This is a genomic window from Rhodococcus pyridinivorans, from assembly GCF_900105195.1.
Taxonomy (GTDB): domain Bacteria; phylum Actinomycetota; class Actinomycetes; order Mycobacteriales; family Mycobacteriaceae; genus Rhodococcus; species Rhodococcus pyridinivorans.
Genome location: NZ_FNRX01000002.1, coordinates 317227 through 340259 on the forward strand (window position 1 = coordinate 317227; position 23033 = coordinate 340259).

At 66.8% G+C, this 23033-nt stretch carries 18 protein-coding genes; 11 read left to right on the top strand and 7 right to left on the bottom strand.

The features are described from left to right. Window positions 1-94: 94 nt before the first annotated feature. Window positions 95-577: a DoxX family protein gene (locus BLV31_RS02115; protein WP_019290420.1), complete on the top strand. Its 483-nt coding sequence runs from the start codon at window positions 95-97 to the stop codon at window positions 575-577. Between the two features lie 78 nt (window positions 578-655). Here the strand turns inward: BLV31_RS02115 and BLV31_RS02120 are convergent, their stop codons facing one another. The 3 genes from BLV31_RS02120 to BLV31_RS02130 form a co-directional block, all read right to left on the bottom strand. After that, the gene (locus BLV31_RS02120; RefSeq protein ID WP_006553332.1) at window positions 656-2107 is read right to left on the bottom strand and encodes a glutamate synthase subunit beta; all 1452 of its coding nucleotides are present in this window, start codon (window positions 2105-2107) and stop codon (window positions 656-658) included. After that, the gene (gltB, locus tag BLV31_RS02125; RefSeq protein ID WP_019290422.1) at window positions 2100-6695 is read right to left on the bottom strand and encodes a glutamate synthase large subunit; all 4596 of its coding nucleotides are present in this window, start codon (window positions 6693-6695) and stop codon (window positions 2100-2102) included. Before gltB ends, BLV31_RS02120 begins: the two co-directional genes overlap by 8 nt. 300 nt (window positions 6696-6995) lie before the next feature. Beyond that, complete coding sequence (locus tag BLV31_RS02130) at window positions 6996-7565, bottom strand: TetR/AcrR family transcriptional regulator (RefSeq protein ID WP_269064397.1); 570 nt, start codon at window positions 7563-7565, stop codon at window positions 6996-6998. 59 nt (window positions 7566-7624) lie between these two features. Here BLV31_RS02130 and BLV31_RS02135 point away from each other — a divergent pair, with 59 nt between their 5' ends. The 5 genes from BLV31_RS02135 (at window position 7625) to BLV31_RS02155 (ending at window position 12563) form a co-directional block, all read left to right on the top strand. Continuing rightward, entirely contained in the window at window positions 7625-8653 is a 1029-nt protein-coding gene (locus tag BLV31_RS02135; RefSeq protein WP_064061448.1) for an FAD-dependent monooxygenase, read from the top strand. A gap of 94 nt (window positions 8654-8747) precedes the next feature. After that, entirely contained in the window at window positions 8748-9065 is a 318-nt protein-coding gene (locus tag BLV31_RS02140; protein ID WP_016931838.1) for a type VII secretion target, read from the top strand. After that, window positions 9066-11429: a TPR repeat domain-containing protein gene (locus BLV31_RS02145; protein WP_064061447.1), complete on the top strand. Its 2364-nt coding sequence runs from the start codon at window positions 9066-9068 to the stop codon at window positions 11427-11429. 131 nt (window positions 11430-11560) lie between these two features. Next, the gene (locus BLV31_RS02150) at window positions 11561-12250 is read left to right on the top strand and encodes a hypothetical protein (protein WP_231781327.1); all 690 of its coding nucleotides are present in this window, start codon (window positions 11561-11563) and stop codon (window positions 12248-12250) included. A gap of 52 nt (window positions 12251-12302) precedes the next feature. Further along, window positions 12303-12563 (top strand): YbaB/EbfC family nucleoid-associated protein, encoded by a 261-nt coding sequence (locus tag BLV31_RS02155; protein ID WP_064061446.1) that lies wholly within the window; start codon window positions 12303-12305, stop codon window positions 12561-12563. Window positions 12564-12685: 122 nt separating this feature from the next. On the opposite strand, the gene BLV31_RS02160 is transcribed toward BLV31_RS02155, so the two are convergent. From BLV31_RS02160 to BLV31_RS02175, 4 genes are all read right to left on the bottom strand, one after another. Beyond that, window positions 12686-14803 (bottom strand): catalase, encoded by a 2118-nt coding sequence (locus BLV31_RS02160; RefSeq protein WP_064061445.1) that lies wholly within the window; start codon window positions 14801-14803, stop codon window positions 12686-12688. 97 nt (window positions 14804-14900) lie between these two features. Further along, window positions 14901-15557, bottom strand: a complete 657-nt coding sequence (locus tag BLV31_RS02165; protein ID WP_033098111.1) for a superoxide dismutase family protein — start codon at window positions 15555-15557, stop codon at window positions 14901-14903. Between the two features lie 85 nt (window positions 15558-15642). After that, a complete protein-coding gene (locus BLV31_RS02170; protein ID WP_064061444.1) occupies window positions 15643-16389 on the bottom strand; it encodes a Clp protease N-terminal domain-containing protein in 747 nt (248 codons plus the stop codon). A gap of 49 nt (window positions 16390-16438) precedes the next feature. Beyond that, the gene (locus BLV31_RS02175) at window positions 16439-17860 is read right to left on the bottom strand and encodes a wax ester/triacylglycerol synthase domain-containing protein (protein WP_064061470.1); all 1422 of its coding nucleotides are present in this window, start codon (window positions 17858-17860) and stop codon (window positions 16439-16441) included. A 220-nt stretch (window positions 17861-18080) separates the two neighbouring features. Here BLV31_RS02175 and BLV31_RS02180 point away from each other — a divergent pair, with 220 nt between their 5' ends. The 5 genes from BLV31_RS02180 (at window position 18081) to BLV31_RS02200 (ending at window position 23014) form a co-directional block, all read left to right on the top strand. Continuing rightward, on the top strand, window positions 18081-19136 hold the full coding sequence (locus BLV31_RS02180; protein WP_064061443.1) for an ABC transporter substrate-binding protein: 1056 nt from the start codon (window positions 18081-18083) through the stop codon (window positions 19134-19136). Window positions 19137-19157: 21 nt separating this feature from the next. Next, entirely contained in the window at window positions 19158-20561 is a 1404-nt protein-coding gene (locus BLV31_RS02185) for an LLM class flavin-dependent oxidoreductase (RefSeq protein WP_064061442.1), read from the top strand. 25 nt (window positions 20562-20586) lie between these two features. Beyond that, on the top strand, window positions 20587-21474 hold the full coding sequence (locus BLV31_RS02190) for an ABC transporter permease (protein ID WP_064061441.1): 888 nt from the start codon (window positions 20587-20589) through the stop codon (window positions 21472-21474). Continuing rightward, complete coding sequence (locus BLV31_RS02195) at window positions 21450-22172, top strand: ABC transporter ATP-binding protein (protein ID WP_019290435.1); 723 nt, start codon at window positions 21450-21452, stop codon at window positions 22170-22172. Before BLV31_RS02190 ends, BLV31_RS02195 begins: the two co-directional genes overlap by 25 nt. Window positions 22173-22297: 125 nt before the next feature. After that, entirely contained in the window at window positions 22298-23014 is a 717-nt protein-coding gene (locus tag BLV31_RS02200) for an SOS response-associated peptidase (RefSeq protein WP_019290436.1), read from the top strand. Window positions 23015-23033: the final 19 nt, after the last annotated feature.

The window sequence follows — 23033 nt, forward strand, 5'->3', positions numbered from 1 at the left end:
ACCCCCGGAAAGCAGGGGCAGCTCCACCGAAACCCGAGGAACGATGACCAAGCACCCCGCATGTAAGGGTAGGCATGCTTTACTTCCGCACGCGATGAACTCAGTGCGCCATTGGCCGGACCGTTTCGGCGATCACGCCGTCGCCGCCTTCCGCATCGCCGTCGGTTTCCTGTTCCTCTGCCACGGCACCACGAGCCTGTGGGCGTGGCCGGCGGAACCCTACGGCGGAACCACCGCACAACTCGGCGCATGGCCCGGCTGGTGGGGTGCGATCATCCAGGTCGTGTGCGGCACCGCCCTGATCGTCGGTCTCGGTACCCGGCTCGCGGCCTTCCTCGGCTCCGGATCGATGGCGTACGCCTACTTCTGGGGCCACCAGGCCGACGGCGCACTGCCCATCCAGAACGACGGTGAATCCGCCGCGCTGTTCTGCTGGGCGATGTTCGTCCTGATCTTCCTCGGCTCCGGATCGTGGGCCGTGGATCGCCTCCTCGCGCGGCGGCGCGAGGAGGCCACACCCGAACCGGCGCCGGCCACCGCAACCGACACCGATCCCGCGTCGCTCGTCGACGCCTGACCCCACCCACGAACGCCGCCCCCCGAACGCCACTGGGCCGCACACCTTCCGGTGTGCGGCCCAGTGGTCGTACCTCGTTCAGCGCTGCGGCATCGTGGTGGTCGCGATCGGCGCCGGCAACGCCGTCTCACCCTCGAGGAAGCGGTCCACCGCAGCGGCGCACGCGCGACCCTCGGCGATCGCCCAGACGATGAGCGACTGTCCGCGACCCATGTCGCCGGCGACGAAGACACCGTCGACGTTGGTGGACCACTCCGACGAACGGGCGACGTTGCCACGCTGGTCGAAGTCGACCCCGAGATCGGTGAGCAGACCCGGCTTCTCGGCACCGGTGAAGCCCATCGCGAGCAGCACCAGATCGGCCTCGAGTTCGAAGTCGCTTCCTTCGACCTTCTCGAAGCGACCGTCGACCATCTGCACCTCGTGCGCCTTCAGCGCGGTGACCTTGCCGTCCTTGCCGATGAATTCCTCGGTGTTGACGGAGAAGACGCGCTCGCCGCCCTCCTCGTGCGCCGACGAGACGCGGTACATGAGGGGGTAGGTCGGCCACGGGGTGGACTCGGCGCGCTGCTCCGGCGGCCGCGGCATGATCTCGAACTGGTGGACGCTCTCCGCACCCTGACGGTGCGAGGTGCCCAGGCAGTCGGCGCCGGTGTCGCCACCGCCGATGATGACGACCTTCTTACCCTCGGCCGTGATGGTCGGGGCCGGCAGATCGCCGAGCTGCACGCGGTTGGCGATCGGCAGGAACTCCATCGCCTGGTGGATGCCGTCGAGCTCGCGTCCGGGGATCTGCAGGTCGCGGGCGACGGTCGCGCCGCCGGCGAGCACCACGGCGTCGAACTGCTCGCGCAGCTCATCGGCGGTGATGTCGACACCCACGTTCACGCCCGGCTTGAAGACGGTGCCCTCGGCCTCCATCTGCGCGAGACGGCGGTCGATGAAGCGCTTCTCCATCTTGAACTCGGGGATGCCGTAACGGAGAAGACCACCGATGCGGTCGGCCCGCTCGAACACCGTCACCGAGTGACCGGCACGCGTGAGCTGCTGTGCCGCAGCGAGACCGGCAGGCCCGGAGCCGACTACCGCGACCTTGCGGCCGGTGAGCTTCGACGGCGGAACCGGCTTGACGCGGCCGTCGTCGAAGGCCTTCTCGACCAGCTCGACCTCGACCTGCTTGATGGTCACCGGGTCCTGGTTGATGCCGAGCACGCACGACGCCTCGCAGGGCGCTGGGCAGAGCCGGCCGGTGAACTCGGGGAAGTTGTTCGTGGCGTGGAGACGCTCGATCCCGTCCTCCCACTTACCCTTGTAGGCGAGGTCGTTCCACTCGGGGATGAGATTCCCGAGCGGGCAACCGTTGTGGCAAAAGGGGATACCGCAGTCCATGCAACGGCTTGCCTGGGTCCGGAGGGTGTCGAGCGGGAACGGCTCGTAGACCTCCTTCCAGTCGAGGAGTCGCAGCGGGACAGGCCGGCGGACCGGCGTCTCGCGGGAACCGTGCTTGAGGAAACCGGTGGGATCAGCCACGAGCAGCCTCCATGATCGCCTCGTCCACGTTCGCACCACGGATGGTGGCGTCCTTGATAGCCATGAGTACCTTCTTGTAATCGCGAGGCATGACCTTCGCGAAGTGGCTGACCTGTTGTGACCAGTCGGCCAGGATGCGGGCTGCGACCTCGGAGCCCGTTTCGTCACGATGCCGTTCGACGGCGCCCTTGAGCCACGCGAAGTCCTCGCCCTCGAGATCCTCGAGGTCGACCAGCTCGGTGTTCAGGTTGTTCTCGAAGTCCTTGTCCGGGTTGTACACGAACGCGACGCCACCGGACATGCCCGCACCGAAGTTGCGGCCGGTCTTGCCGAGGATGACGACCTTGCCACCCGTCATGTACTCGCAGCCGTGGTCGCCGACGCCTTCGACGACGGCCGTGGCTCCGGAGTTGCGGACCGCGAAGCGCTCACCCGCGATGCCACGGATGAGGACCTCACCCGAGGTGGCACCGAACAGGATGACGTTGCCGGCGATGATGTTGTCCTCGGGCACGAAACCCTCGGCCGCATTGTGCGGCGGGCGCACGATGATGCGACCACCCGACAGGCCCTTGCCGACGAAGTCGTTCGCGTCGCCGTTGAGCCGCATCGTGATGCCGCGCGGGACGAACGCACCGAAGCTGTTGCCGGCCGAACCTGCGAAGGTGATGTCGATCGTGTTGTCCGGCAACCCTTCCGCACCGTACTTCTTGGTGAGCTCGTGGCCGAGCATCGTGCCGACGGTGCGGTTGACGTTGGTGATCGGAGTGTCGAACGAGACCGACGTACCCGACTCGAGAGCGGGCTGCGCTTTCGCGATCAGCTCGTTGTCGAGTGCCTTGTCGAGAGCGTGGTACTGCTCCTTGGTGCAGTGCATGTCCTGCTCCCCGAAGATCGGGGAGGTGACCTTCTCGAGCAGCGGCGACAGGTCGAGCTTCGACGCGCGGTAGTGCTCGACGGCCTTGCGGGTGTCGAGGACGTCCACCTGGCCGATGGCCTCGTCGAGACTGCGGAAACCGAGTTCGGCGAGGTACTCGCGCACCTCTTCGGCGATGTACAGCATGAAGTTCTCGACGAACTCCGGCTTGCCGGTGAACCGCTTGCGCAGCACCGGGTTCTGCGTCGCGACACCCACGGGGCAGGTGTCGAGGTGGCACACACGCATCATGATGCAGCCCGAGACCACGAGCGGCGCGGTCGCGAAACCGTACTCCTCGGCGCCGAGGAGAGCGGCGACCACGACGTCGCGGCCGGTCTTCATCTGGCCGTCGACCTGCACGACGATGCGGTCGCGCAGACCGTTGAGCATCAGCGTCTGCTGGGTCTCGGCGAGACCGATCTCCCAGGGAGCACCCGCGTGCTTGAGGGAGGTCAGCGGCGACGCGCCGGTACCACCGTCGTGACCCGAGATGAGCACGACGTCGGCGTGTGCCTTCGACACACCCGCGGCGACCGTGCCGACACCGAGCTCGGAGACCAGCTTCACGTGGATGCGGGCCTTCGGGTTGGCGTTCTTCAGGTCGTGGATCAGCTGCGCGAGATCCTCGATCGAGTAGATGTCGTGGTGCGGCGGCGGCGAGATCAGGCCGACGCCGGGCGTCGAACCACGGACCTCGGCGACCCACGGGTACACCTTGTGCGGCGGCAGCTGGCCGCCCTCACCGGGCTTAGCGCCCTGCGCCATCTTGATCTGGATGTCGGTGCAGTTGCTCAGGTAGTGCGCGGTCACACCGAAGCGACCCGAGGCGACCTGCTTGATCGCCGAGCGCCGCCAGTCGCCGTTCTCGTCCGGGGTGAAACGGCTCGGATGCTCGCCGCCCTCACCGGAGTTCGAGCGGCCACCGAGACGGTTCATCGCGATCGCGAGGGTCTCGTGCGCCTCGGCCGAGATGGAGCCGTAGCTCATCGCACCGGTCGAGAAGCGCTTGACGATCTCGCTCGCCGGCTCGACCTCGTCGAGCGGCACCGGCGGGCGCACGCCCTTCTTGAACTCGAACAGACCGCGCAGCGACGCGAGTCGCTCCGACTGGTCGTCGACGAGCTTCGTGTACTCCTTGAAGATCGAGTACTGGCCGGTGCGGGTCGCGTGCTGGAGCTTGAACACCGTGTCCGGGTTGAACAGGTGGTACTCGCCCTCACGACGCCACTGGTACTCGCCACCCACCTCGAGCTCGCGGTGCGCGCGCTCGGACTGGCGGTCGAGGAAGGCCGTGCGGTGACGGGCCGCGACGTCCGCGGCGATCTCGTCGAGACCGACACCGCCGAGCTGCGACTGCAGACCGGTGAAGTACTCGTCGACGAGTTCCTGCGACAGGCCGATGACCTGGAACAGCTGCGCACCGGTGTAGGAGGCGAGCGTGGAGATGCCCATCTTGGACATCACCTTGAGCACGCCCTTCGAGGCCGCCTTGATGTAGTTGGCGATGGCCTTGTCGAGGGTCATGCCCTCGGGCAGGTCGCCGTTCTGCAACAGCTCGTCGATGCTCTCGAACGCCATGTACGGGTTGACCACGGCCGCACCGAAACCGCACAGGGCGGCGATGTGGTGGACCTCGCGGGCGTCGCCGGCCTCGACGAGCAGACCGACCTTGGTGCGGGTCTTCTCGCGGACGAGGTGGTGGTGCACCGCGGAGGTGAGCAGCAGCGACGGGATCGGCGCCAGCTTCTCGTCGGACTCGCGGTCGGACAGCACGATCAGGCGTGCGCCCTTCTCGATGGCCTGCGAGACCTGCTCGCGGATCGAGGCGAGGGCGCGACGCAGACCCTCACCGCCCTCCGCGACCGGGTACAGGCCGCGGATGATGACGCTGTTGAAGCCGGGGAACTGCTTCTCGTCGTTGACGTGGATGAGCTTCTGCAGGTCGTCGTTGTCGATGACCGGCGCACCGATGAGAATCTGCCGGCACGACGCCTCGGTCGGGTTCAGCAGGTCGCCCTCGGGGCCGAGCATGCCGCCCATGCTGGTGACGATCTCCTCGCGGATCGCGTCGAGCGGCGGGTTGGTGACCTGGGCGAACAGCTGCGAGAAGAAGTCGAACAGCTGACGCGGACGCGACGACAGCACGGCGATCGGCGTGTCGGTGCCCATCGAGCCGAGCGCCTCGGCTCCGGAGGCCGCCATCGGCTTGACGAGGAGATCAACCTCTTCGCGGGTGTAGCCGAATACCTGCTGCCGCAGCACGACACGCTCGTGCGACATGTAGGTGTACTTGCTCTCGGGCAGATCCTCGAGACGGGTGACGCCGCCTGCGACCCACTCCTCGTAGGGATGCTCGGCGGCGAGCTCGCGCTTGATCTCCTCGTCCTCGACGATGCGGCCCTTGGCCGTGTCGACGAGGAACATGCGGCCCGGCTGCAGGCGACGCTTGCTGACGATCTTCTCGGTGGGGATGTCGAGCACACCCACCTCGGAGGCCATGACGACGAGGCCGTCGTCGGTGACCCAGGCACGCGAGGGGCGCAGGCCGTTGCGGTCGAGCACGGCGCCGATGACGGTGCCGTCGGTGAAGCACACCGAGGCCGGTCCGTCCCACGGCTCCATGAGGGCCGCGTGGTACTCGTAGAACGCGCGACGGGCCGGATCCATCGAGTCATGGCGCTCCCACGCCTCGGGGATCATCATGAGCACGGCGTGCGGCAGGCTGCGACCACCGAGGTGCAGCAGTTCGAGCACCTCGTCGAAACGCGCGGTGTCGGACGCACCCGGCGTGCAGACCGGGAAGATCTTCTCGAGCTTGTCGCGACCGCCGAAGACCTCGGTGTCGATGAGTGCCTCACGGGCGCGCATCCAGTTGGCATTGCCCGTGACGGTGTTGATCTCGCCGTTGTGCGCCACGCGGCGGAAGGGATGCGCGAGCGGCCACGACGGGAACGTGTTGGTGGAGAACCGCGAGTGCACGAGACCGAGGGCCGAGACGACGCGCTCGTCCTGCAGGTCGCGGTAGAAGCCCTTCATCTGGGGCGTGGTGAGCATGCCCTTGTAGACGAAGGTCGACGCCGACAGGCTCGGGAAGTAGACGGTCTCGCTGCCGGGACCGTCCTCGCCCGCGCCGTGGTGGCCGAGCTCGTGCTCGGTGCGCTTGCGCACGACGTACGCGCGGCGCTCGAGCTCGAGGCCGGTGAGCGCGCGGGCGCCGGAGGCGATGAAGATCTGCCGGAAGGTGGGCATGGCGTCCTTGGCCATGGAACCCAGCTCGGACTCGTCGATCGGCACCTCGCGCCAGCCGAGGACCTCGAGGCCCTCTTCGGCGACGATGCGGTCGACCTCGGCGGCCGCGGCGTCGGCCTTGGCGGTGTCCTTGGGCAGGAACGCGATACCGGTCGCGTATGCGCCTTCGGCGGGAAGATCGAAGTCGACGACCTCACGGAAGTAGGCGTCGGGGACCTGGATCAGGATGCCGGCGCCGTCGCCGGTGTTCTGTTCCGCTCCCGCTGCACCGCGGTGTTCGAGATTCACCAGGGCGGTGATCGCCTTCTCCACGATGTCGCGACTGCGACGACCATGCATGTCGACGACGAACGCGACGCCACAGGAGTCGTGCTCGTTCGCCGGGTGGTAGAGCCCTCGAGGCCCGGGGAGATGAGTCATACCTAGCCTTCGTTGATGCGATAGCACCGACGACCAGCAGCGCTGATGGCCATCTACTGCCGTAGACGGGTATCGGCCGGGTGCCCGATACCTTCGACATCGCCAGTATCCGCTCATCCGCGACGGTGCGGGTGCCTTTTCGGCAGCGCGAGCGTGGACCCGGCGACCGGTGGGACGTCGTGGTCCCACCGTCTTCGAAACGAACGATATGCCAGGTGGCGGGGGGTAATGCAAGCAAGCCTGCCCTATTCTTCCGCCCACCTGCGGAAACGCAGCCGTAACGCACCGGAATCGCGGGCGTCACCCTGCCGTGGAAAGCAGCATTCGCACCATTCGGGACACGCCGTCGCGCGGGTCCGGCCCGTCGTCCTGCGAGGTGCAGCGATGCAGGATCAGTCCGTCCAGGTAGTCGATGAGAACCCGCGCGGCGGTGGCGGAATCGTCGACGCCGAGGCCCGCGAGCACGGTCCCGATCCATCCGCGCAGTTCGCTGCGGCGGGTTTCGACCCCGGCACGCAGTTCGGGCGTCGCCATCGCCTCGACGAACATCGCGAAGCGTGCGCGGGTCCGCACGAGGTCGTCCCCCGTCACGAACATCACATATCCGTGCGCCAGGTCTTCGAGCTCACGTGCGTCCCCCGGCAACGCGGCGCCGATCGCCTCGAGCTGGACCCGGTCCCGCTCGAGGAGCCTGTCGAGCACCCCTTCGACGAGAGCCTGGCGGGTGCGGAAGTAGTTCGACGTGGAGCCGGCCGGCACACCGGCGATGGCATCCACGCGGCGGTGGGTGAGGGCGCGCAATCCTTCGGTCCCCACGAGTTCGATTGCGGCGTCGAGGACGGTGGCGCGTTTGTCGGTCACGAGAGACATTCTACGAGGATCACTACAGGGGTAGTGACTGTCCACTACACACGTAGTACCGTCATGACATGACCGTGAAGCCAGGCAGTGCGGCGATCCTCGGCGGCGGAATCGGAGGGCTCACCGCCGCGAACGCCCTCCTCCGCCACGGATGGCACATCGACGTGTTCGAACGATCTCCGGAGCCTCCGCGCACCGGCACCGCGCTCGGGATGTGGCCTCCTGCCCTGGCCGCACTCGAAGTTGCCGGCGTCGGCGGACGGGTGGAACAACTCGGCGTGACACAGCGCTCCGCGACGCTCAGACGCTGGGACGGTGTGGTGCTCGCCCACGTCGGGGACCTTCGCCGGGCACCGGTCATGGTTTCCCGGCCCGCCCTCCTCGACATCCTGCTGTCCGGCCTCCCCGACCACATCGTGAAGTTCGACGCCCCCGCGCCACCGCTCACGGCCCTCGCCGGATACGACGTGATGATCGGCGCGGACGGAATCGGCAGTGCGGTACGTGACGAGGTGTTCGGTCCGGCCTACCGGCCCGTGCACACCGGGTACGGAGCGTGGCGCGGCTGGGTCGGCGGCTCCACCACGAACCATGGAGAAACCTGGGGTCCCGGCGCGCTCTTCGGAATCACCGACCGCGGCGGCGACCTCACCAACTGGTTCGCCGCCGTCCGCACCACCGAAGGCACCGGCGGCACCCTCGACGACCTGTACGGCCGCTTCCACGACTGGCACCCCGGCGTACGCGACATCCTCGGCCGCCTCGACCCCGACGACGTCATGTACCACGACCTGTACGAATCCCCCCGCCTCCCGTCGTACTTCCGCGGCAACACCGCACTGATCGGCGACGCGGCGCATGCGATGGCACCGAATCTCGGCCGCGGCGCATGCGAAGCAATCGTCGACGCCACGACACTCGCGACGCTGTTGTCCGAGCATCCGGTACCGATCGCTCTGCAGCGCTATGACCGTGCCCGTCGACGCCGCACCCAGCTCCTCGTGCCCGCGTCACGGGCGGTCGCCAGGATCGCGACCGCGTCCCGGCTGACATCTCTCCGCGACTCCTCCATCACAGCATTCGGCCGCATCGCCTGAAACGTTCCGATAATCACCCGGTCGAGGGAACCGATCGTCACGCTGCTGCGTCCAACCCTGATGGAACGTCTGCCGGACAGGAGTTGGTGAGCTGATGTCAGCGCTGAAGGTCGACCCGGACTCGTTGAAGAGCCTGGCCTATGCCCTGGAGGGAGAAGCCGAGACCATCTACGCGTTGGAACCGTCCGCGGCGCTCGAGTCGGTAGCGGGCGCGATGCCATCCTCAGCGGTCGGTGGTGTCGCCGGACGCGCGGGAGCACCACTCGACACCGCCTACCGCGCTATGGCCAACTGCCTGCGACGCATGGCCGAGGCCACCGAAGCGGCCGCACGGAACTACGAGGTGGCCGAGGAGGAATTCAGCCGCCAACTCGCGGCCGTCGGATCCGACTTCGAAGGAAAGTCCCTGTAGATGTTGTCTCCTTCCGCGATCCGCTCGCTCGATCCGGCTGCGCTCACCACGGCTGCCGAGGCGGTCGAGTCCGCAAACAACACATTCCGGGAGTCGACCCACCGCGTCGACCGGAATGTGGATGCCACGTTCGGTGGATGGGACGGTGAAGGCGGGGCAGCCGCCGCGGCACGTGCGTGGAGTGATCGGGTGGCCGGCCAAGGCATCAGCCACGCTGTCGACGAGCAGGTCGACGCCCTCCGCGACGCTGCGAACACGCTCATTCCCGCCCGCGCCACCGTCGTCGGAATCGTCGACAACGCGGTTGCAGCCGGCTTCACCGTCCACGACGACGCGCGGGTCGAGGCACCCCGAACCCACACGGGCGACGCGCAGACCGACCTCGTCGTGCAAGCGGGTCTCGACGACACCGCCATGAACTTCGAGGTCCAACTGAAATCGGCGGTGCGCACATTCGACGAACTGGATCGAGACGCCGCCGTCCGACTCGAGCAGGTCAGCAACCGGCTCTCCACGTTCGGCGGTGAATTCCGTTCCCAGAACACACATTCCATCGATGCTCCGGACGGTGCTGCCGACGCTGCGCTCCTAGCATCCGGGGCTGCACGCGATACCGATCTCGAACGCATCGGACGCACCCTGTCGCTACCGTCGGGTGCGAGCATCGAGTACCTCGACGCCTTCTACAACAGCCTCGACGAGGACGAACTGGCGAACCTGCACGAGACGTACAAGACATGGGAAGCCGAAGGCAACCCCGACGCGGCGCGCTGGGCCGACGGTCTCGGCAACGGTCTGCTCATCCTGTCGAATCCCGAATACGGCGGGTCGTGGGAGTCGGTGCCGCAGGACATCCGAGACACCATTCGATACGGCTACGAACCCGACCCGAACGCCGAGCACCCCGGTGAACCACTGGACCGGCTGGATCGACTCGGCGCGATACTCGGCGAGGCCAACCCTCAGTATCGACCCGGAACCGAGATGGGCATCGAGATGAGCCGGGTCGCCGGATACATGGCGGGCATCCCCACCTACGCCGATCCCCACATCATTCCCACCCCCGACCCTTCCTATTACGACCACACGGCAAGCACATTCCTCGACCTCGCCACCCGGAACACCGACACGTCGTATCACCTGCTCACCGGCACCGACGTCGACGGCAGCCCTGCGGACTTCAGTAGGGACGAGGTGCTCGTTCCGCTGCTCACCCGCGAATGGGCCGACGACGGAGCAACTCTGGCCGGCCTGACGGAGTGGATCGCTGCCGACGCGTTGCCCGCCGACCCGGGTGACCCCGCAGCAGTAATCCGAGCCGAACGTGCGGGCGAGGCAGCATTCGGTTTGGCCGAGGTGTTGTCTGCGCCGGAGTCTGAGTGGAACTCCGACAACAACTTCAACCGTTTCCTCCATATGCCGGGTGCCTCCCGGGAAGAAACCGACCTGACCATAGGTGACGTCAATCCTGTTGCTGTCCGTTCCTTCGCGACCGCCCTGTCACCGTTTGTCGGCGACATGGTCGGTTCCGTCGACGACGCCACCGCCACCAGCGGCTTCGGTGAACTCGGCCCCGTCCCGGCGACGCGCGTATTCACCCTCATGAACACCGACCCCGCGGCAGGTGCCCTTCTCAACGGTGCAGCAATCGCGCAGGCCACCGATTTCGACCGCCGGTTCGCTCTCGAACAACTCGACGGTGTGAACAAGTACAGCTACGGAACGTATTCGGGCCGGTTGCAAAGCCTCGTCGAGGTGGGGTTGAGCAGCACCTACGAGAACGAGAAGCTGGTCGAGCAGGCGGCGATCGACAACCGGAACCAGTCCAGAGCAGACGCGTATGCCGTGGCCCAAACCCTCGTCACCGGTGCGGTGACGGCGTTGCCGGGTGGCGTGGTCACGGGTCCGCTCGTGTACTCGACAGGGGTTCTGTTGCAATCCGAAATCGTCGATGCTGAAGGGCGATACGTGGGGCATCCGTCGGGGGTCGAGGGGTTCGATTCCGAAATGTATCTGACCGAGACAGGTGCCGAGAATACTCGGAGATACAACATGCTCAGCTCGCTGGTGGATTCGGGAGCCATCGACACAGCACAAGTGTCGCCAGGCTGGTTGACCGACGGCTCTCTCGTTCCCCGCGATCTCATGGAAGGACGTTTGTTGAGCGATCAAGTCCCCGATCTACTCCACGAAGCCGGGATCGAAAGTTCGGCTCAAACCGAGTACTTGCGCATTTCGAACTCGGGAGCAGGCGACCTTCGAAATATCGTCTATGCAGACCAACGCAATGGCGAACAAGGATTCCGAGACGTACTGACCAACAATGTCGTCCCGTCCGGCGGTGAACGGTGGAACTACTCGTGACCAAGAATCGATTCGACCCAACTGAACGAACCGGACCTCCGCCCCTCTACATCATGCTGCTGACTGTGGTTCTCGCAGCGGCATGTGCATCGCCCGAATCACCTCGAGTGGATACGGAGGGAGCTACCCAGTTGACCTCCACCGAATATCAGCCGCCCGAACAGGTCCGAAATACCACGTTCGTGTGGTCCGCAGAACCCGACGTCGACCTGTTCGATGAACGTGGCAGGTTGATTCGTGCAGCACAGGAATCGAAGATTATCGCCTACTACGCAGGAATCGATGTCACATACCCGGGCTTCGCCGAGGCGCTCGATCCACACTACGCAATCGGGATCAGTACAACACTGCAGACATCTCTCGCTGGCACCATCCGCGCACATATCCTCGAAATCAACGACATACACGAGGGATTCAAAGCGACCATCTGCAGTCAAGAATCGAATTTGGCCACACGAGTACGCGATGAGGACTATCGGATCAAGGTTTTCTCCGGCCGTGAAGAGTTTGTGGAATTCGGCCCGACAACCGAAGCGCACCGCCACGAAAAATGGATGCAACGGCACGAACCACCGCGCCCCGCGCCGGAAACACAATACTTGTCGGCGCTCCCCACCTCTGAGCATCGATGGTCTGCCCCAACGGAAGATCTGTTCACCGGAACGGGACTGACAGTCACCTTCGGCTCCGACCTCGGCGAGACGATGCATCGCTGCGAGGAGTGGGGTCGCAGTATCGAACCCGATGTGCCGGACAGAGGGTCCGAGCTCATCATCTCCCCCACCCCACCCGAAACTCTCCCCGCCTACCCGGGCTGGTGAGAAAGGAACCGTGTTGACGTATCCAGAAGAACTCTCTGTCACCGTCAGGCGTGTGCAGGACACGATCGAACGGATAGTAGGCAACGGATCGGTCCACGACATCCGTATCAGCGTCACCCCGACCGGCCGCATCGTCGCCCTCGAGATCCCGCCCGAGGCGTACAACTGGTCGCCGGACGTGCTCGCGACTCGCATTGCCGCCGCTCACGACCTCGCATCCGCGGACGCCGACGAGCAGGCCCGCTACGCGCGCGTCGAGTTGGCCGGCGACCCGCGTATCCGGCGCATCGTCTCTGGGATCGGGCAGCGCTGACCTCGAGATGAACGGCCCGTAAATAACAACTGGCCGCAGCGATAAGAATCAGCTGCGGCCAGAGGTAACGAAAGAATAACTTGGGGCACCCGAAACCGTAAGCCCGTCTCAGGTGAGGTCTGTCACAAAGTGTCTCGTTCCCACACCCGGTGGGTACCGAGCAGATCGAGCACCTGCGTAACCGCCGTCTGGGGATCGTCCGCGACGACGACACCCGGTGCCGCCAGACCCTCGAGTGCCGCAGCTCCCGGACCCCACGCCGCCAAGGTTTTCTGGTGGCGGAACGTCTCGTCCACGAGGATCTGCACCCTCTTATCTGCGGGTGCAGCGGCCAGAATGACCGCGTCGAACTCGATCGAGCGGGCCGTGAGGAAGGTGCGCGAGATCGGCACGACTCCCCCGAGCATCCCGCCGTGCTGGGCGACGACCAGCGGGACGCAGTCGGCCGCGTCCACGGCCTGCACGGCCGCGAGCACCTGATCGACGTCGGTGGTGTCGTCGGCGACGATGCCGATCAACCGGCCCTGCACGGGCCACGTCTTGCCGACCTGCGCCAGCGCGGGGCTCTGCGGGAGATCGGAGACCTCGACGGTCGGCTTCGGAGCGGGCAGACCGAGACCGGCCGCCACCTTCTCGCACAACCCGGTGTCGATGTTCGCCAGGATCTGCAGCTGCCGCTCCTTGATGGACTGCTCGTAGCACTTGCCCAGCTCGAAGGTGTAGGCGTAGGCCACGTGGTCCTGCTCTATCTCCGACAGGCTCAGGTAGAACTGGCGGACCTGCGTGTAGTGGTCGTCGAACGACCGGGAGACCTCACGCTCCTTCTTCGCCGCCGGTACCTCCACCGGCAGGTCGACGAAGGCACCCTCGGTGACACCGGCCGTGAACGGGCATCCCGCGTCGAGCGAGTTCGGCTTGTACGGAGCGACACCGGTGTGGACGGCGTGCTGGTGGAAGCCGTCGCGGAACATGTCGTTGACGGGTGCATGCGGACGGTTGATCGGGATCTGCCCGAAGTTCGGTCCACCGAGTCGCGTCAGCTGGGTGTCGAGGTACGAGAACAGGCGACCCTGCAGCAGCGGATCGTCGGTGACGTCGATGCCCGGGACGAGATGGCCCGGGTGGAAGGCGACCTGCTCGGTCTCGGCGAAGAAATTGGTGGGGTTGGCATTGAGGACCATCGTGCCGATGATCTGCACGGGCGCGAGTTCCTCGGGGACGATCTTGGTGGGATCGAGCAGGTCGATGCCTTCGAAGACCTGCTCCGGGGTGTCCGGGAAGACCTGTACGCCGAGATCCCATTCGGGGTAGGCACCGGCCTCGATCGCGTCGGCGAGGTCGCGGCGGTGGAAGTCGGGATCGAAGCCGTTGATGAGCTGGGCTTCCTCCCACACCAGCGAATGCACGCCGAGCCGCGGCTTCCAGTGGAACTTCACCAGCGCGGTATCACCCTCGGCGTTGACCACACGGAAGGTGTGGACGCCGAAGCCCTCCATCATGCGGTAGGAGCGCGGGATGCCGCGGTCGGACATGTTCCACATCGTGTGCGCCGTGGCCTCGGTGTGGAGCGAGACGAAATCCCAGAACGTGTCGTGAGCGCTCTGTGCCTGCGGGATCTCGCGATCCGGGTGCGGTTTGGCCGCGTGGACGACGTCCGGGAACTTGATGGCGTCCTGGATGAAGAACACCGGGATGTTGTTGCCGACGAGGTCGAAAGTGCCTTCTTCGGTGTAGAACTTCGTCGCGAAGCCACGAGTGTCGCGCACCGTGTCGGCCGAGCCACGGGAACCGAGCACCGTCGAGAACCGCACGAACACCGGTGTCTCCACGTCCTTCTGGAGGAACTGGGCACGCGTGATCGAGCTTGCGGCACCCGTCGCGCGGAAGACGCCGTGGGCACCGGCGCCGCGGGCGTGCACCACGCGCTCCGGGATGCGTTCGTGGTCGAAGTGGGTGATCTTCTCGCGGAAGTGATGATCCTGCAACAGGATCGGCCCGCGCCGACCGGCCTTGAGCGAGTGGTCGGTATCCGTCAGCCGCGCCCCCTGAGCCGTCGTCAGGTACTCGCCCTGCTGGGCACGGCCGCGCGGCAGATCCGCGGGAGTGCCGGTGGCCGTCCTGACCTCGGGCTCCGCCTGATCGGGCTTGGGCTCGGGCGGAGTCGTGGGCGTCGTGGGCTCCTCCACGGGTGGCACGGTGGACGAGGGAACACCGGGGATCTTCGGGGTGTCGGCGGGCATGGGAACTCCGATTCGTGTGCTGTCGTCGGGGCTGGACACGTCTTTTCCACGGCTACCCGGAAGGACGGCGGCCAAACGCGGCGGCGGGGCCGTCGGGTCAGAAGTCCTCGTCGATGCAGGCGAGCCGGTCGCCGGCCTGTCCGGCCTCACCCGGTGCGGTCTTGGTGTGCTGTGCGTGGAGCACCACCGAGTTGGCTTCGCCGTCGCGGAACTCCCAGTCGACGGTCGTGGACGCCTCGGCGTTGCCCTGCGCGTCGGTGGTGATGTCGAGCCAGATCTCGTTCTGCGGATTGGCGTAGGCGGGATCGGTGGACGGGGAGTCGGGGTTCGCCGCCGGGTCGACCCGGTTCTGGTAGTGCGGCCCCGAATCGGACGGGTTCGGCCCGCACGGCCGGGTGTGGACGTGCGCCCCGAAGTCCCGATCGGGTTGCAGACCCATCACCCTGAGGGTGACGGTGGTCCGGCCGTTCTCCTCTTCGGATTCGACGTCGAAGGTCGCGCCGACCGGCACGGCCGCTTCGTCGTAGGTGAAGGCGTTGTCGTCGTCGCCTCCCTCGTTCGGGAGCCCGAAGGCGTCGCCACTCATCCCGGGCAGCGGCGTGGGCATGGAATCGGTGGTGGTGGTCGTGAGCGAAGTGGGTGGGGTCTCGACGGTGGTCTCGGTGTCGGTGGACGAGTCGTCGCTGCTGCACCCGGCAGCCACGAGCGTGGCGACGGAGAAGCCCGCGACGAGACATGCGTGACGTGTGTTCATGACTTCGACGTACCCCGAGGGGCCGTCGGCGAACCTGGCCGCGGGGAACGTGCCCGCGCCGGGGGCGCGCAGGTCCTGCCCGGTGTTACGACCCGGCCTCGCCGTCCTCGGCCTTCTGTGCCTCGACGATCGCGGCGAGATCCTCCGCGACCTTCTTCTCCACGGCGCTCTTGTTCACGCCGGCCGCCGAGAGCACGCCGTCGCCGTTCTCGAGTTCGAGGAGCGCGAGGAGGATGTGCTCGGTGCCGATGTAGTTGTGCCCGATTCGCAGGGCTTCGCGGAAGGTCAGCTCGAGGGCCTTGCGGGCACCCGCGTCGTACGGGATGAGTTCGGGGACGTCGCTCGACGGTTCGGGGAGCGTCGCCACGGCGGCCGAGCGCAGCGCCGCGAAGTCGACATCCTGGGCCGCGAGTGCGCGGGCGGCGAGCGACTCGGTGTCGACGAGCAGACCGAGAATCAGATGGACGGGCGTGATCTCGGGGCTTCCCGTGGCACGCGCTTCGTTCATCGACGCCATCACGGTGTTCTGCGCGCGCGGGGTGAATCGCGAGAACCCCTGCTCGGGGTCGAGGTCGTTGTCGCTCTTCGAGACGAACCGTTTCTGGGCTGCCTGCTTGGACACGCCCATGCTCTGCCCGATCTCGGACCACGACTTGCCGGACCGTCGGGCCTGATCGACGAAGTGGCCGATCAGGTGATCGGCGACCTCACCGAGGTGGTCGGCCGCGATGACGGCATCGGAGAGTTGTTCGAGCGGATCGTCGTGGACCTTTTTGATCGCATCGATGAGGTCGTCGAGCCGGATGAGATGGGACGGCCGAATGGGTTCCATGCGTCAACTCTAAGTTGACGCATGGTTTGCGTCAACCTTGGGTTGACGATCAGGTTTGCGCGGTCGTCGTAGCGGAGAGCGAGACCTCGATGCGCGTGCCCTCGCCTCCCACGGCGAGCACGTCGCCGAAGCCCTCCACCAGCGACTCGACGAGGACGGGCAGGTCGGGGACGGCGGCGGAGTCTGCGTTGATTCCGATGCAGCAGTGGCTCGTGTGCGACATCAGCGTGATGTTGACGGCCGAACCGACGGTGGGAGCGAACGGGTAGTACCTCAGCACCTCCGCACCGGCCATGTACAGCGGGATCGGGGAACCCGGGACGTTCGACGCGAGAAAGTCGATGTGCTCGAGGATCCCACCCAGCACACCGGCCGGGAGCACGTTCAGCACACCCGCGATGGCGGACGAGAGCGGCACGGCCGGTTCGTCCCGCCACGACCGGACGATCCGGTCCACCCGGTGCATCGACGCGACCGGATCGGCGACATCGAGGGGAAGAGCGAACCGCGCCAGGGTGATCCGGTTTCCCCCGATCGCGTCACTCTCGCGCCGGAGACTGATCGGCAGCGTCGCCCTCAGTTCGGCGACCTGCGCGCCGTGCCGGGAATGGTAGTGCTTCAGCCCCAACAGGATTCCTGCCAGGAAAGCGTCGTTGAGCGAGGAGTTCGCTGCCCGTCCGGCCTGCCGCAGAGCGTCGAGCGGCAGATCGAGGGCTGCGACCTCCCGGACGGTGCTGCGGCCGACCATCACCGGGGACAGCGTCGTGAACACCGGTTGCACGAACCGGGCCGTCGAGCGGGTCGTGTCCACCACGCTGCGCAGCGCCGCGACCGGATTCGTCACCGACCTCAGACCGGAACGCACGAGCCACGGCACACCCCTCCCCACCATCTCGCCGGCCGTCGAGAGGTACCAACCCACGGAATCGGCGAGGGCCGACGCCGGAGCCGAGGTCGGCGGATCCTCGGGCAGTGGCCCGCGGTCGGTACCGTCGCGCTCGAAGTCGACCATCTCGTTCGCGATCTGAATGCCGCCGATGCCGTCGGTGAGCGAGTGGTGCACCTTGAGAACGATCGCGGCGCGACCGTCGGCGAGGCCGCCGACGATCGTCGCCTCCCAGAGGGGACGGTCCTTGTCGAAGGCCGACATCGCCGCGGCGCGCACGAGCGGGAGCACGGCGTCCAGTCCCCCGGGATGCGGGAGCGCGATGCGCCGCAGATGCCAGGACAGGTCGAAGTCGGGGTCGTCCACCCATCGCGGTGGGGTCCGTCCGAACGGGGATTCGACGAGCTTGCGGCGGAAGCTCGGCACCGCACGTGTTCCGCGCTCCATCATCCGGACGAAGCGCTCCTGGTCGGGTGACCGGTCGAGCAGAGCCACCGCGACGATCGTGGACCGCAGGACGGGGTCCTTCTCCATCCGCCACGACATCAGATCCGGCTGCGACATGTGCCGACCGTCCGCACCCATGCGCACCACCTCCCGCCTCCGGTTCTCCTCGCACGGTAACCGCCGCAATGCGCGGATACCGGCGATATCGGCCCGCGAACAGCACCGATGAGCCGGATCGAGGACCTTTCGCTCACGCTGACGCAAACCCTGGTCCCCCGCCGACGGATCGCACAGGATCGGTGACGACTTCGACGCCGTCGAAGTTCGCTCCCCCATCGCCAGTACCGTGAGGAAGTCCATGCCCCGTCTACGTCGTGCCGGATCGACGGCCGTCATCGCGCTCCTTCTGACCGCGGTCGCGGCATGTAGCTCCGGTTCCTCGGGCGACGGCCTCGCTTCCGACAGCGCGCTGCCCACGGAGATCCCGGCGGGCACCAAGCTCGTCATCGCCGACCAGGGTGAGCGACAGCTGTCCCTCCTCACCGGTTCCGGACAACTCGACGCCCTGCCGTTCGAGTACGAGTTCGCGACCTTCCAGGGCGCGCCCGCGATCCTCGAGGCCTTCCGCGCCGACGCGGTCGACGTCGCGTGGGCCGGCGAGATCATGACCGTCCAGTCGCTGGTCGCCGGTGACGACGTGCAGGTCGTCGCGGCCATGCAGACGAACAACAGCCTCAACATGGGCATCGCCCCGAACGCATCGGACGTCACGACGCTCGCGGACCTGAAGGGCAAGCGCATCGGCTACGCCGAGGGCACCTCGCAGCAGGCCTTCGTGCTCCGCGGTCTCGACAAGGCAGGCCTGTCGGTCGACGACGTCGAGCTCGTGTCGATGTCGCTACCGGATTTCCCGGATGCACTGCGCTCCAACCAGATCGACGCCGCCCCGATGAGCGAGCCGGTCTTTTCCCGGTACATGCAGACCCCGGGTGCGACGTCGCTGCCGCGCCCCGAGATCGAGGACCTCAGCGAAGGCATCTCGTACCTCTACTCGAGCAAGAAGGCCCTGTCCGACCCGGCGACCGCCGCAGCGGTCCGCGCCTACGTCACCGCGTACATCACGTCCGTCGACTGGGCCGACAACAACCGCGACGCGTACATCGACACCTACTTCGTGAAGAGCCAGGGCCTGACGGCCGAGGCCGGCGAGCGCATCCTCGACACCTCCGGGATCACCACCTTCCCACACCTCGACGAGGAGCTCATCGCGACCCAGCAGCACACCATCGACGTGATCAATGCCGCCGGTGAACTGCCCAAGCCCGTCGACGCCGCCGACGCCTTCGATCTGCGCTTCGACGAGGTCGTCACCGAAGCGGTCGCCGAGACCGGCGCCTCCCACACCCGCAGCTGACCTTCCGAGGGGAAATCCGACATGACGAACCGCCAACTCAACCTCAACGCCTTCATCTACCCGACCGGCCACCACGAGGCCTCGTGGCGCCATTCCGGCAGCGTGCCCGAGCGTCTCTACGACGTCACCTACTTCCAGGAACTCGCCCGCCTCGCGGAGAGCGCGAAACTCGACGCGGTCTTCTTCGCCGACGGTCCGGCTCTGCGCACCGAGGTGAAATACCGTCCGGACTACGGCCTCGAACCGATCACCACGCTCGCCGCGATGGCCACGGTCACCACGCATCTCGGGCTGATCGCCACCGCGTCGACCACCTACTACGAGCCCTACAACCTCGCCCGGTTGTTCTCCTCGCTCGACCACATCTCCGGTGGCCGCGCCGCCTGGAACATCGTCACCACCGCGACCGACGCAGCGGCAGCGAACTTCGGGTACACCGAACACCCCGACGTGCACGAACGATACGCCCGGGCACGCGAATTCGTCGACGCCGCGATCAAGCTGTGGGATTCGTGGGAGGACGACGCACTCGTCCTCGACAAGGCCGCCGGCGTCTACGCCGACCCGGACAAGATCCACCGCATCGACGTCGAGGGTGACTACGTCAAGGTGCGCGGCCCGTTCGGTTCGGCCCGCTCGCCGCAAGGGCACCCGGTGCTCGTGCAGGCCGGATCCTCCAACGACGGCCGCGATTTCGCGTCGACCTACGCCGAGGCGATCTTCACCGCGCACCAGCGCATCGAGGACGCCCAGGCCTTCTACACCGACATCAAGACCCGCGCAGCAGCATTCGGACGCAACCCCGATCACGTGAAGATCCTTCCCGGCCTGAGCCCGTTCATCGGCGCAACCGAGGCCGAAGCGAAGGAACTGCATCGCGAGTTCAACGAACTCACCATCGTCGAATACGGTCTCGGGCAGCTCCAGAAGATGGGCCGCATCGACGTGTCCCGGCTCGAGTTGGACGAGAAGGTGCCGGTCGAATTGTTCGCCGGCGCAGGCGACATCACCGACAACAACAACAGCCGCCGCCTGGTCTTCGCGAAGATCGTCGAGCGCGAACAGCCGACCCTGCGTCAGCTGCTGCACAAGCTCGCCGGCGCACGCGGCCACAACGTCGTCGCGGGCACGCCGGTGCAGATCGCCGACATCATCGAGGAGTGGTTCACCAACGGCGCCGCCGACGGCTTCAACATCATGCCGCCGCAGTACCCGCAGGGCCTCGAGGCGTTCGCTTCCCAGGTGGTGCCGATCCTGCAGGAGCGCAGCCTGTTCCGGACCGAGTACACCGGCACCACCCTGCGCGACCACTACGGCTTGCCGCGTCCGGAGAGCCAGTACGCACACGAACTCGCCCTGTCCGGTGCCACCGGTGATTTCGCACCGGGCGGCGCCACCGGCGACTTCGCACTGTCCGGCGTCTGATCGAACCGACGAAAGGACTGGAGCCATGAGCGTCTCCGTCGAACCCCGGCGTTTCGGCAGTGGCCTGGCCGGTGACGCCGACACCGACCAGAAGCCCGACTCCGGCGCGACGGCCGACCTGTCGCCGCGCACGACCCGCAGCCGCCTCGCTCCCGGCAAGCCGATCAAGTTCGGCCTGGCGATCGGCCCGGCGCTGCTGCTGGTGGCATGGATCGTCACCTCGGCCACCGGGGTACTCGATCCGAAGACCCTCTCGGCGCCGTGGACGGTCGTCACCACCGCATGGGAACTGATCGGCGACGGGCGACTGCAGTCGAACCTGTGGACCTCCGTCCAGCGCGCCCTGATCGGCGGGGTCATCGGCGTCGTCCTCGGACTGGTGCTCGCACTGGCCGCCGGCCTGTCGCGCATCGGTGAGGCGCTGATCGACGGACCGGTGCAGATCAAGCGCTCCATCCCCACCCTGGCGTTGATGCCGCTGGCGATCCTGTGGTTCGGCATCGGCGAGGAGACGAAGATCCTGCTCATCGCCCTGTCGGTCTTCGTCCCCGTCTACATCAACACCTACTCGTCGCTACGCGGCATCGACGCCCGCTACGTCGAACTGGCCGAGACGCTGGATCTGTCCCGCGCCCAGTTCGTCCGGCGCATCGCCCTGCCGGGGGCGCTGCCCGGTTTCTTCACCGGCCTGCGCCTGGCGGTGACCATCTCGTGGCTGGCCCTGGTGGTCGTCGAGCAGGTCAACGCTTCGAGCGGTATCGGCTACCTGATGTACCAGGCCCGCAATTACGGCATGACCGAGATCATCATCGTCGGACTGGTGGTCTACGCGATCCTCGGATTCGGCAGCGACCTGCTGGTCCGTGCGGCAGAGAGGAAGGCGCTGGCATGGCGCAGGACGATCGGCAACTGACCGTACGCACCCGGGGACTGAGCCGCGGCTTCGACGGACGCGCGGTGCTGAACAACATCGACCTCGAGATCGCCCCCGGCGAGTTCGTGGCACTGCTCGGCCGCAGCGGCTCGGGCAAGAGCACCCTGTTGCGTGCCCTGGCCGAACTCGACCACGGCGTGCCCGGTTCTGGCACCCTCGAGGTGCCGCAGAAGCGGGCGGTGGTCTTCCAGGACTCGCGACTGCTGCCCTGGGCGCGGGTGCTCGACAACGTGATCCTCGGCCTCGACGGCGACGACGCCGCCGAGCGCGGCCGCACGGCCCTGGCGGAGGTCGGGCTCGCCGGACGCGAGAAGGCCTGGCCCACCGAGCTGTCCGGGGGTGAACAGCAGCGGGTGTCGCTGGCGCGGTCGCTCGTGCGCGAACCCGAACTGTTGCTCGCCGACGAACCGTTCGGTGCCCTCGACGCACTGACGAAGATCAGGATGCACGGACTGCTGCAGGAACTGTGCGCCAAGCACCGGCCCGCGGTCCTGCTCGTCACCCACGACGTGGACGAGGCCATCGCTCTCGCCGACCGCGTGCTCGTGCTCGACCACGGCTCGTTCGCCGTCGAACTGACCATCGACCTGCCGCATCCGCGAGCCGATCACGTCGTCGAGATCGCGGAGTACCGCCGCACCCTGCTCGAGGCACTGGGGGTCGAGGTCGCCGTCTGAGCGATCCACGCTGTCTCCGATGGAGCGACCCCCCCCGCTCCGTCTCCGTCCGAGCGATCCGCTCCGGAGCGATCGATGAGAGAGAATCGAATCGTCGCTCCGGAGTCGCCGACGGGAGATGCATCGTGTGTGGACGCTATGCCAGCACCAGTACCCGTGGGGATCTGCTCGCGGCCTACGACGCCGTCGAGGCAGTGGGTGAGGAACTGCCCCCGTCGTACAACATCGCCCCCACCCAGCGCGTGAACGTCGTGCTCGAGCGGGCGCCACGCGAGGACCCGGATGCCGAGCCGATCCGCATCGTGTCCTCGCAGATCAAGTGGGGGCTCGTGCCGTTCTGGGCGAAGGACCCGAAGATCGGGTCGCGGATGATCAACGCCCGGTCCGAGACCATCACCCAGAAGCCGGCCTTCAAGGCGGCCGCGGCGAAGCGGCGGTGCGTGCTGCCGGCCGACGGATACTACGAGTGGATGAAGGGTGAGGACGGGAAGAAGATCCCGTTCTTCCTGCACGCGGACGGGCCGATCTCGATGGCCGGGCTCTACGAGCTGTGGCCGGACCCGGAGCTGCCGGAGGACCATCCCGACCGCTGGTTGTGGACGTGCACCGTGCTGACCCGTCCGGCGACCGACGCCGCCGGGCACATCCACGAACGGTCGCCGGTGATCCTGCCCGACACCTTCGTCGATCCGTGGCTCGATCCCGACCTGAAGAACCGCGACGACGTCGACGCCCTGCTGAATTCGATTCCCGAACCGACCCTCGAACCGTACGAGGTGAGCACGGCGGTCAATTCGCCGCGGAACAACAACCCCGACCTGCTGCGTCCTGTCGATTCGTGATATTTCGGCCGTATGGCGT

What these genes read in the sequence shown, in the direction of transcription:
- BLV31_RS02115 (WP_019290420.1), top strand. Translation starts at nt 95, where the DNA reads ATGAACTCAGTGCGCCATTGGCCGGACCGTTTCGGCGATCACGCCGTC.
- gltB (WP_019290422.1), bottom strand. Translation starts at nt 6,695, where the DNA reads ATGACTCATCTCCCCGGGCCTCGAGGGCTCTACCACCCGGCGAACGAG.
- BLV31_RS02130 (WP_269064397.1), bottom strand. Translation starts at nt 7,565, where the DNA reads ATGTCTCTCGTGACCGACAAACGCGCCACCGTCCTCGACGCCGCAATC.
- BLV31_RS02135 (WP_064061448.1), top strand. Translation starts at nt 7,625, where the DNA reads ATGACCGTGAAGCCAGGCAGTGCGGCGATCCTCGGCGGCGGAATCGGA.
- BLV31_RS02140 (WP_016931838.1), top strand. Translation starts at nt 8,748, where the DNA reads ATGTCAGCGCTGAAGGTCGACCCGGACTCGTTGAAGAGCCTGGCCTAT.
- BLV31_RS02145 (WP_064061447.1), top strand. Translation starts at nt 9,066, where the DNA reads ATGTTGTCTCCTTCCGCGATCCGCTCGCTCGATCCGGCTGCGCTCACC.
- BLV31_RS02160 (WP_064061445.1), bottom strand. Translation starts at nt 14,803, where the DNA reads ATGCCCGCCGACACCCCGAAGATCCCCGGTGTTCCCTCGTCCACCGTG.
- BLV31_RS02165 (WP_033098111.1), bottom strand. Translation starts at nt 15,557, where the DNA reads ATGAACACACGTCACGCATGTCTCGTCGCGGGCTTCTCCGTCGCCACG.
- BLV31_RS02170 (WP_064061444.1), bottom strand. Translation starts at nt 16,389, where the DNA reads ATGGAACCCATTCGGCCGTCCCATCTCATCCGGCTCGACGACCTCATC.
- BLV31_RS02175 (WP_064061470.1), bottom strand. Translation starts at nt 17,860, where the DNA reads ATGGGTGCGGACGGTCGGCACATGTCGCAGCCGGATCTGATGTCGTGG.
- BLV31_RS02180 (WP_064061443.1), top strand. Translation starts at nt 18,081, where the DNA reads ATGCCCCGTCTACGTCGTGCCGGATCGACGGCCGTCATCGCGCTCCTT.
- BLV31_RS02185 (WP_064061442.1), top strand. Translation starts at nt 19,158, where the DNA reads ATGACGAACCGCCAACTCAACCTCAACGCCTTCATCTACCCGACCGGC.
- BLV31_RS02190 (WP_064061441.1), top strand. Translation starts at nt 20,587, where the DNA reads ATGAGCGTCTCCGTCGAACCCCGGCGTTTCGGCAGTGGCCTGGCCGGT.
- BLV31_RS02195 (WP_019290435.1), top strand. Translation starts at nt 21,450, where the DNA reads ATGGCGCAGGACGATCGGCAACTGACCGTACGCACCCGGGGACTGAGC.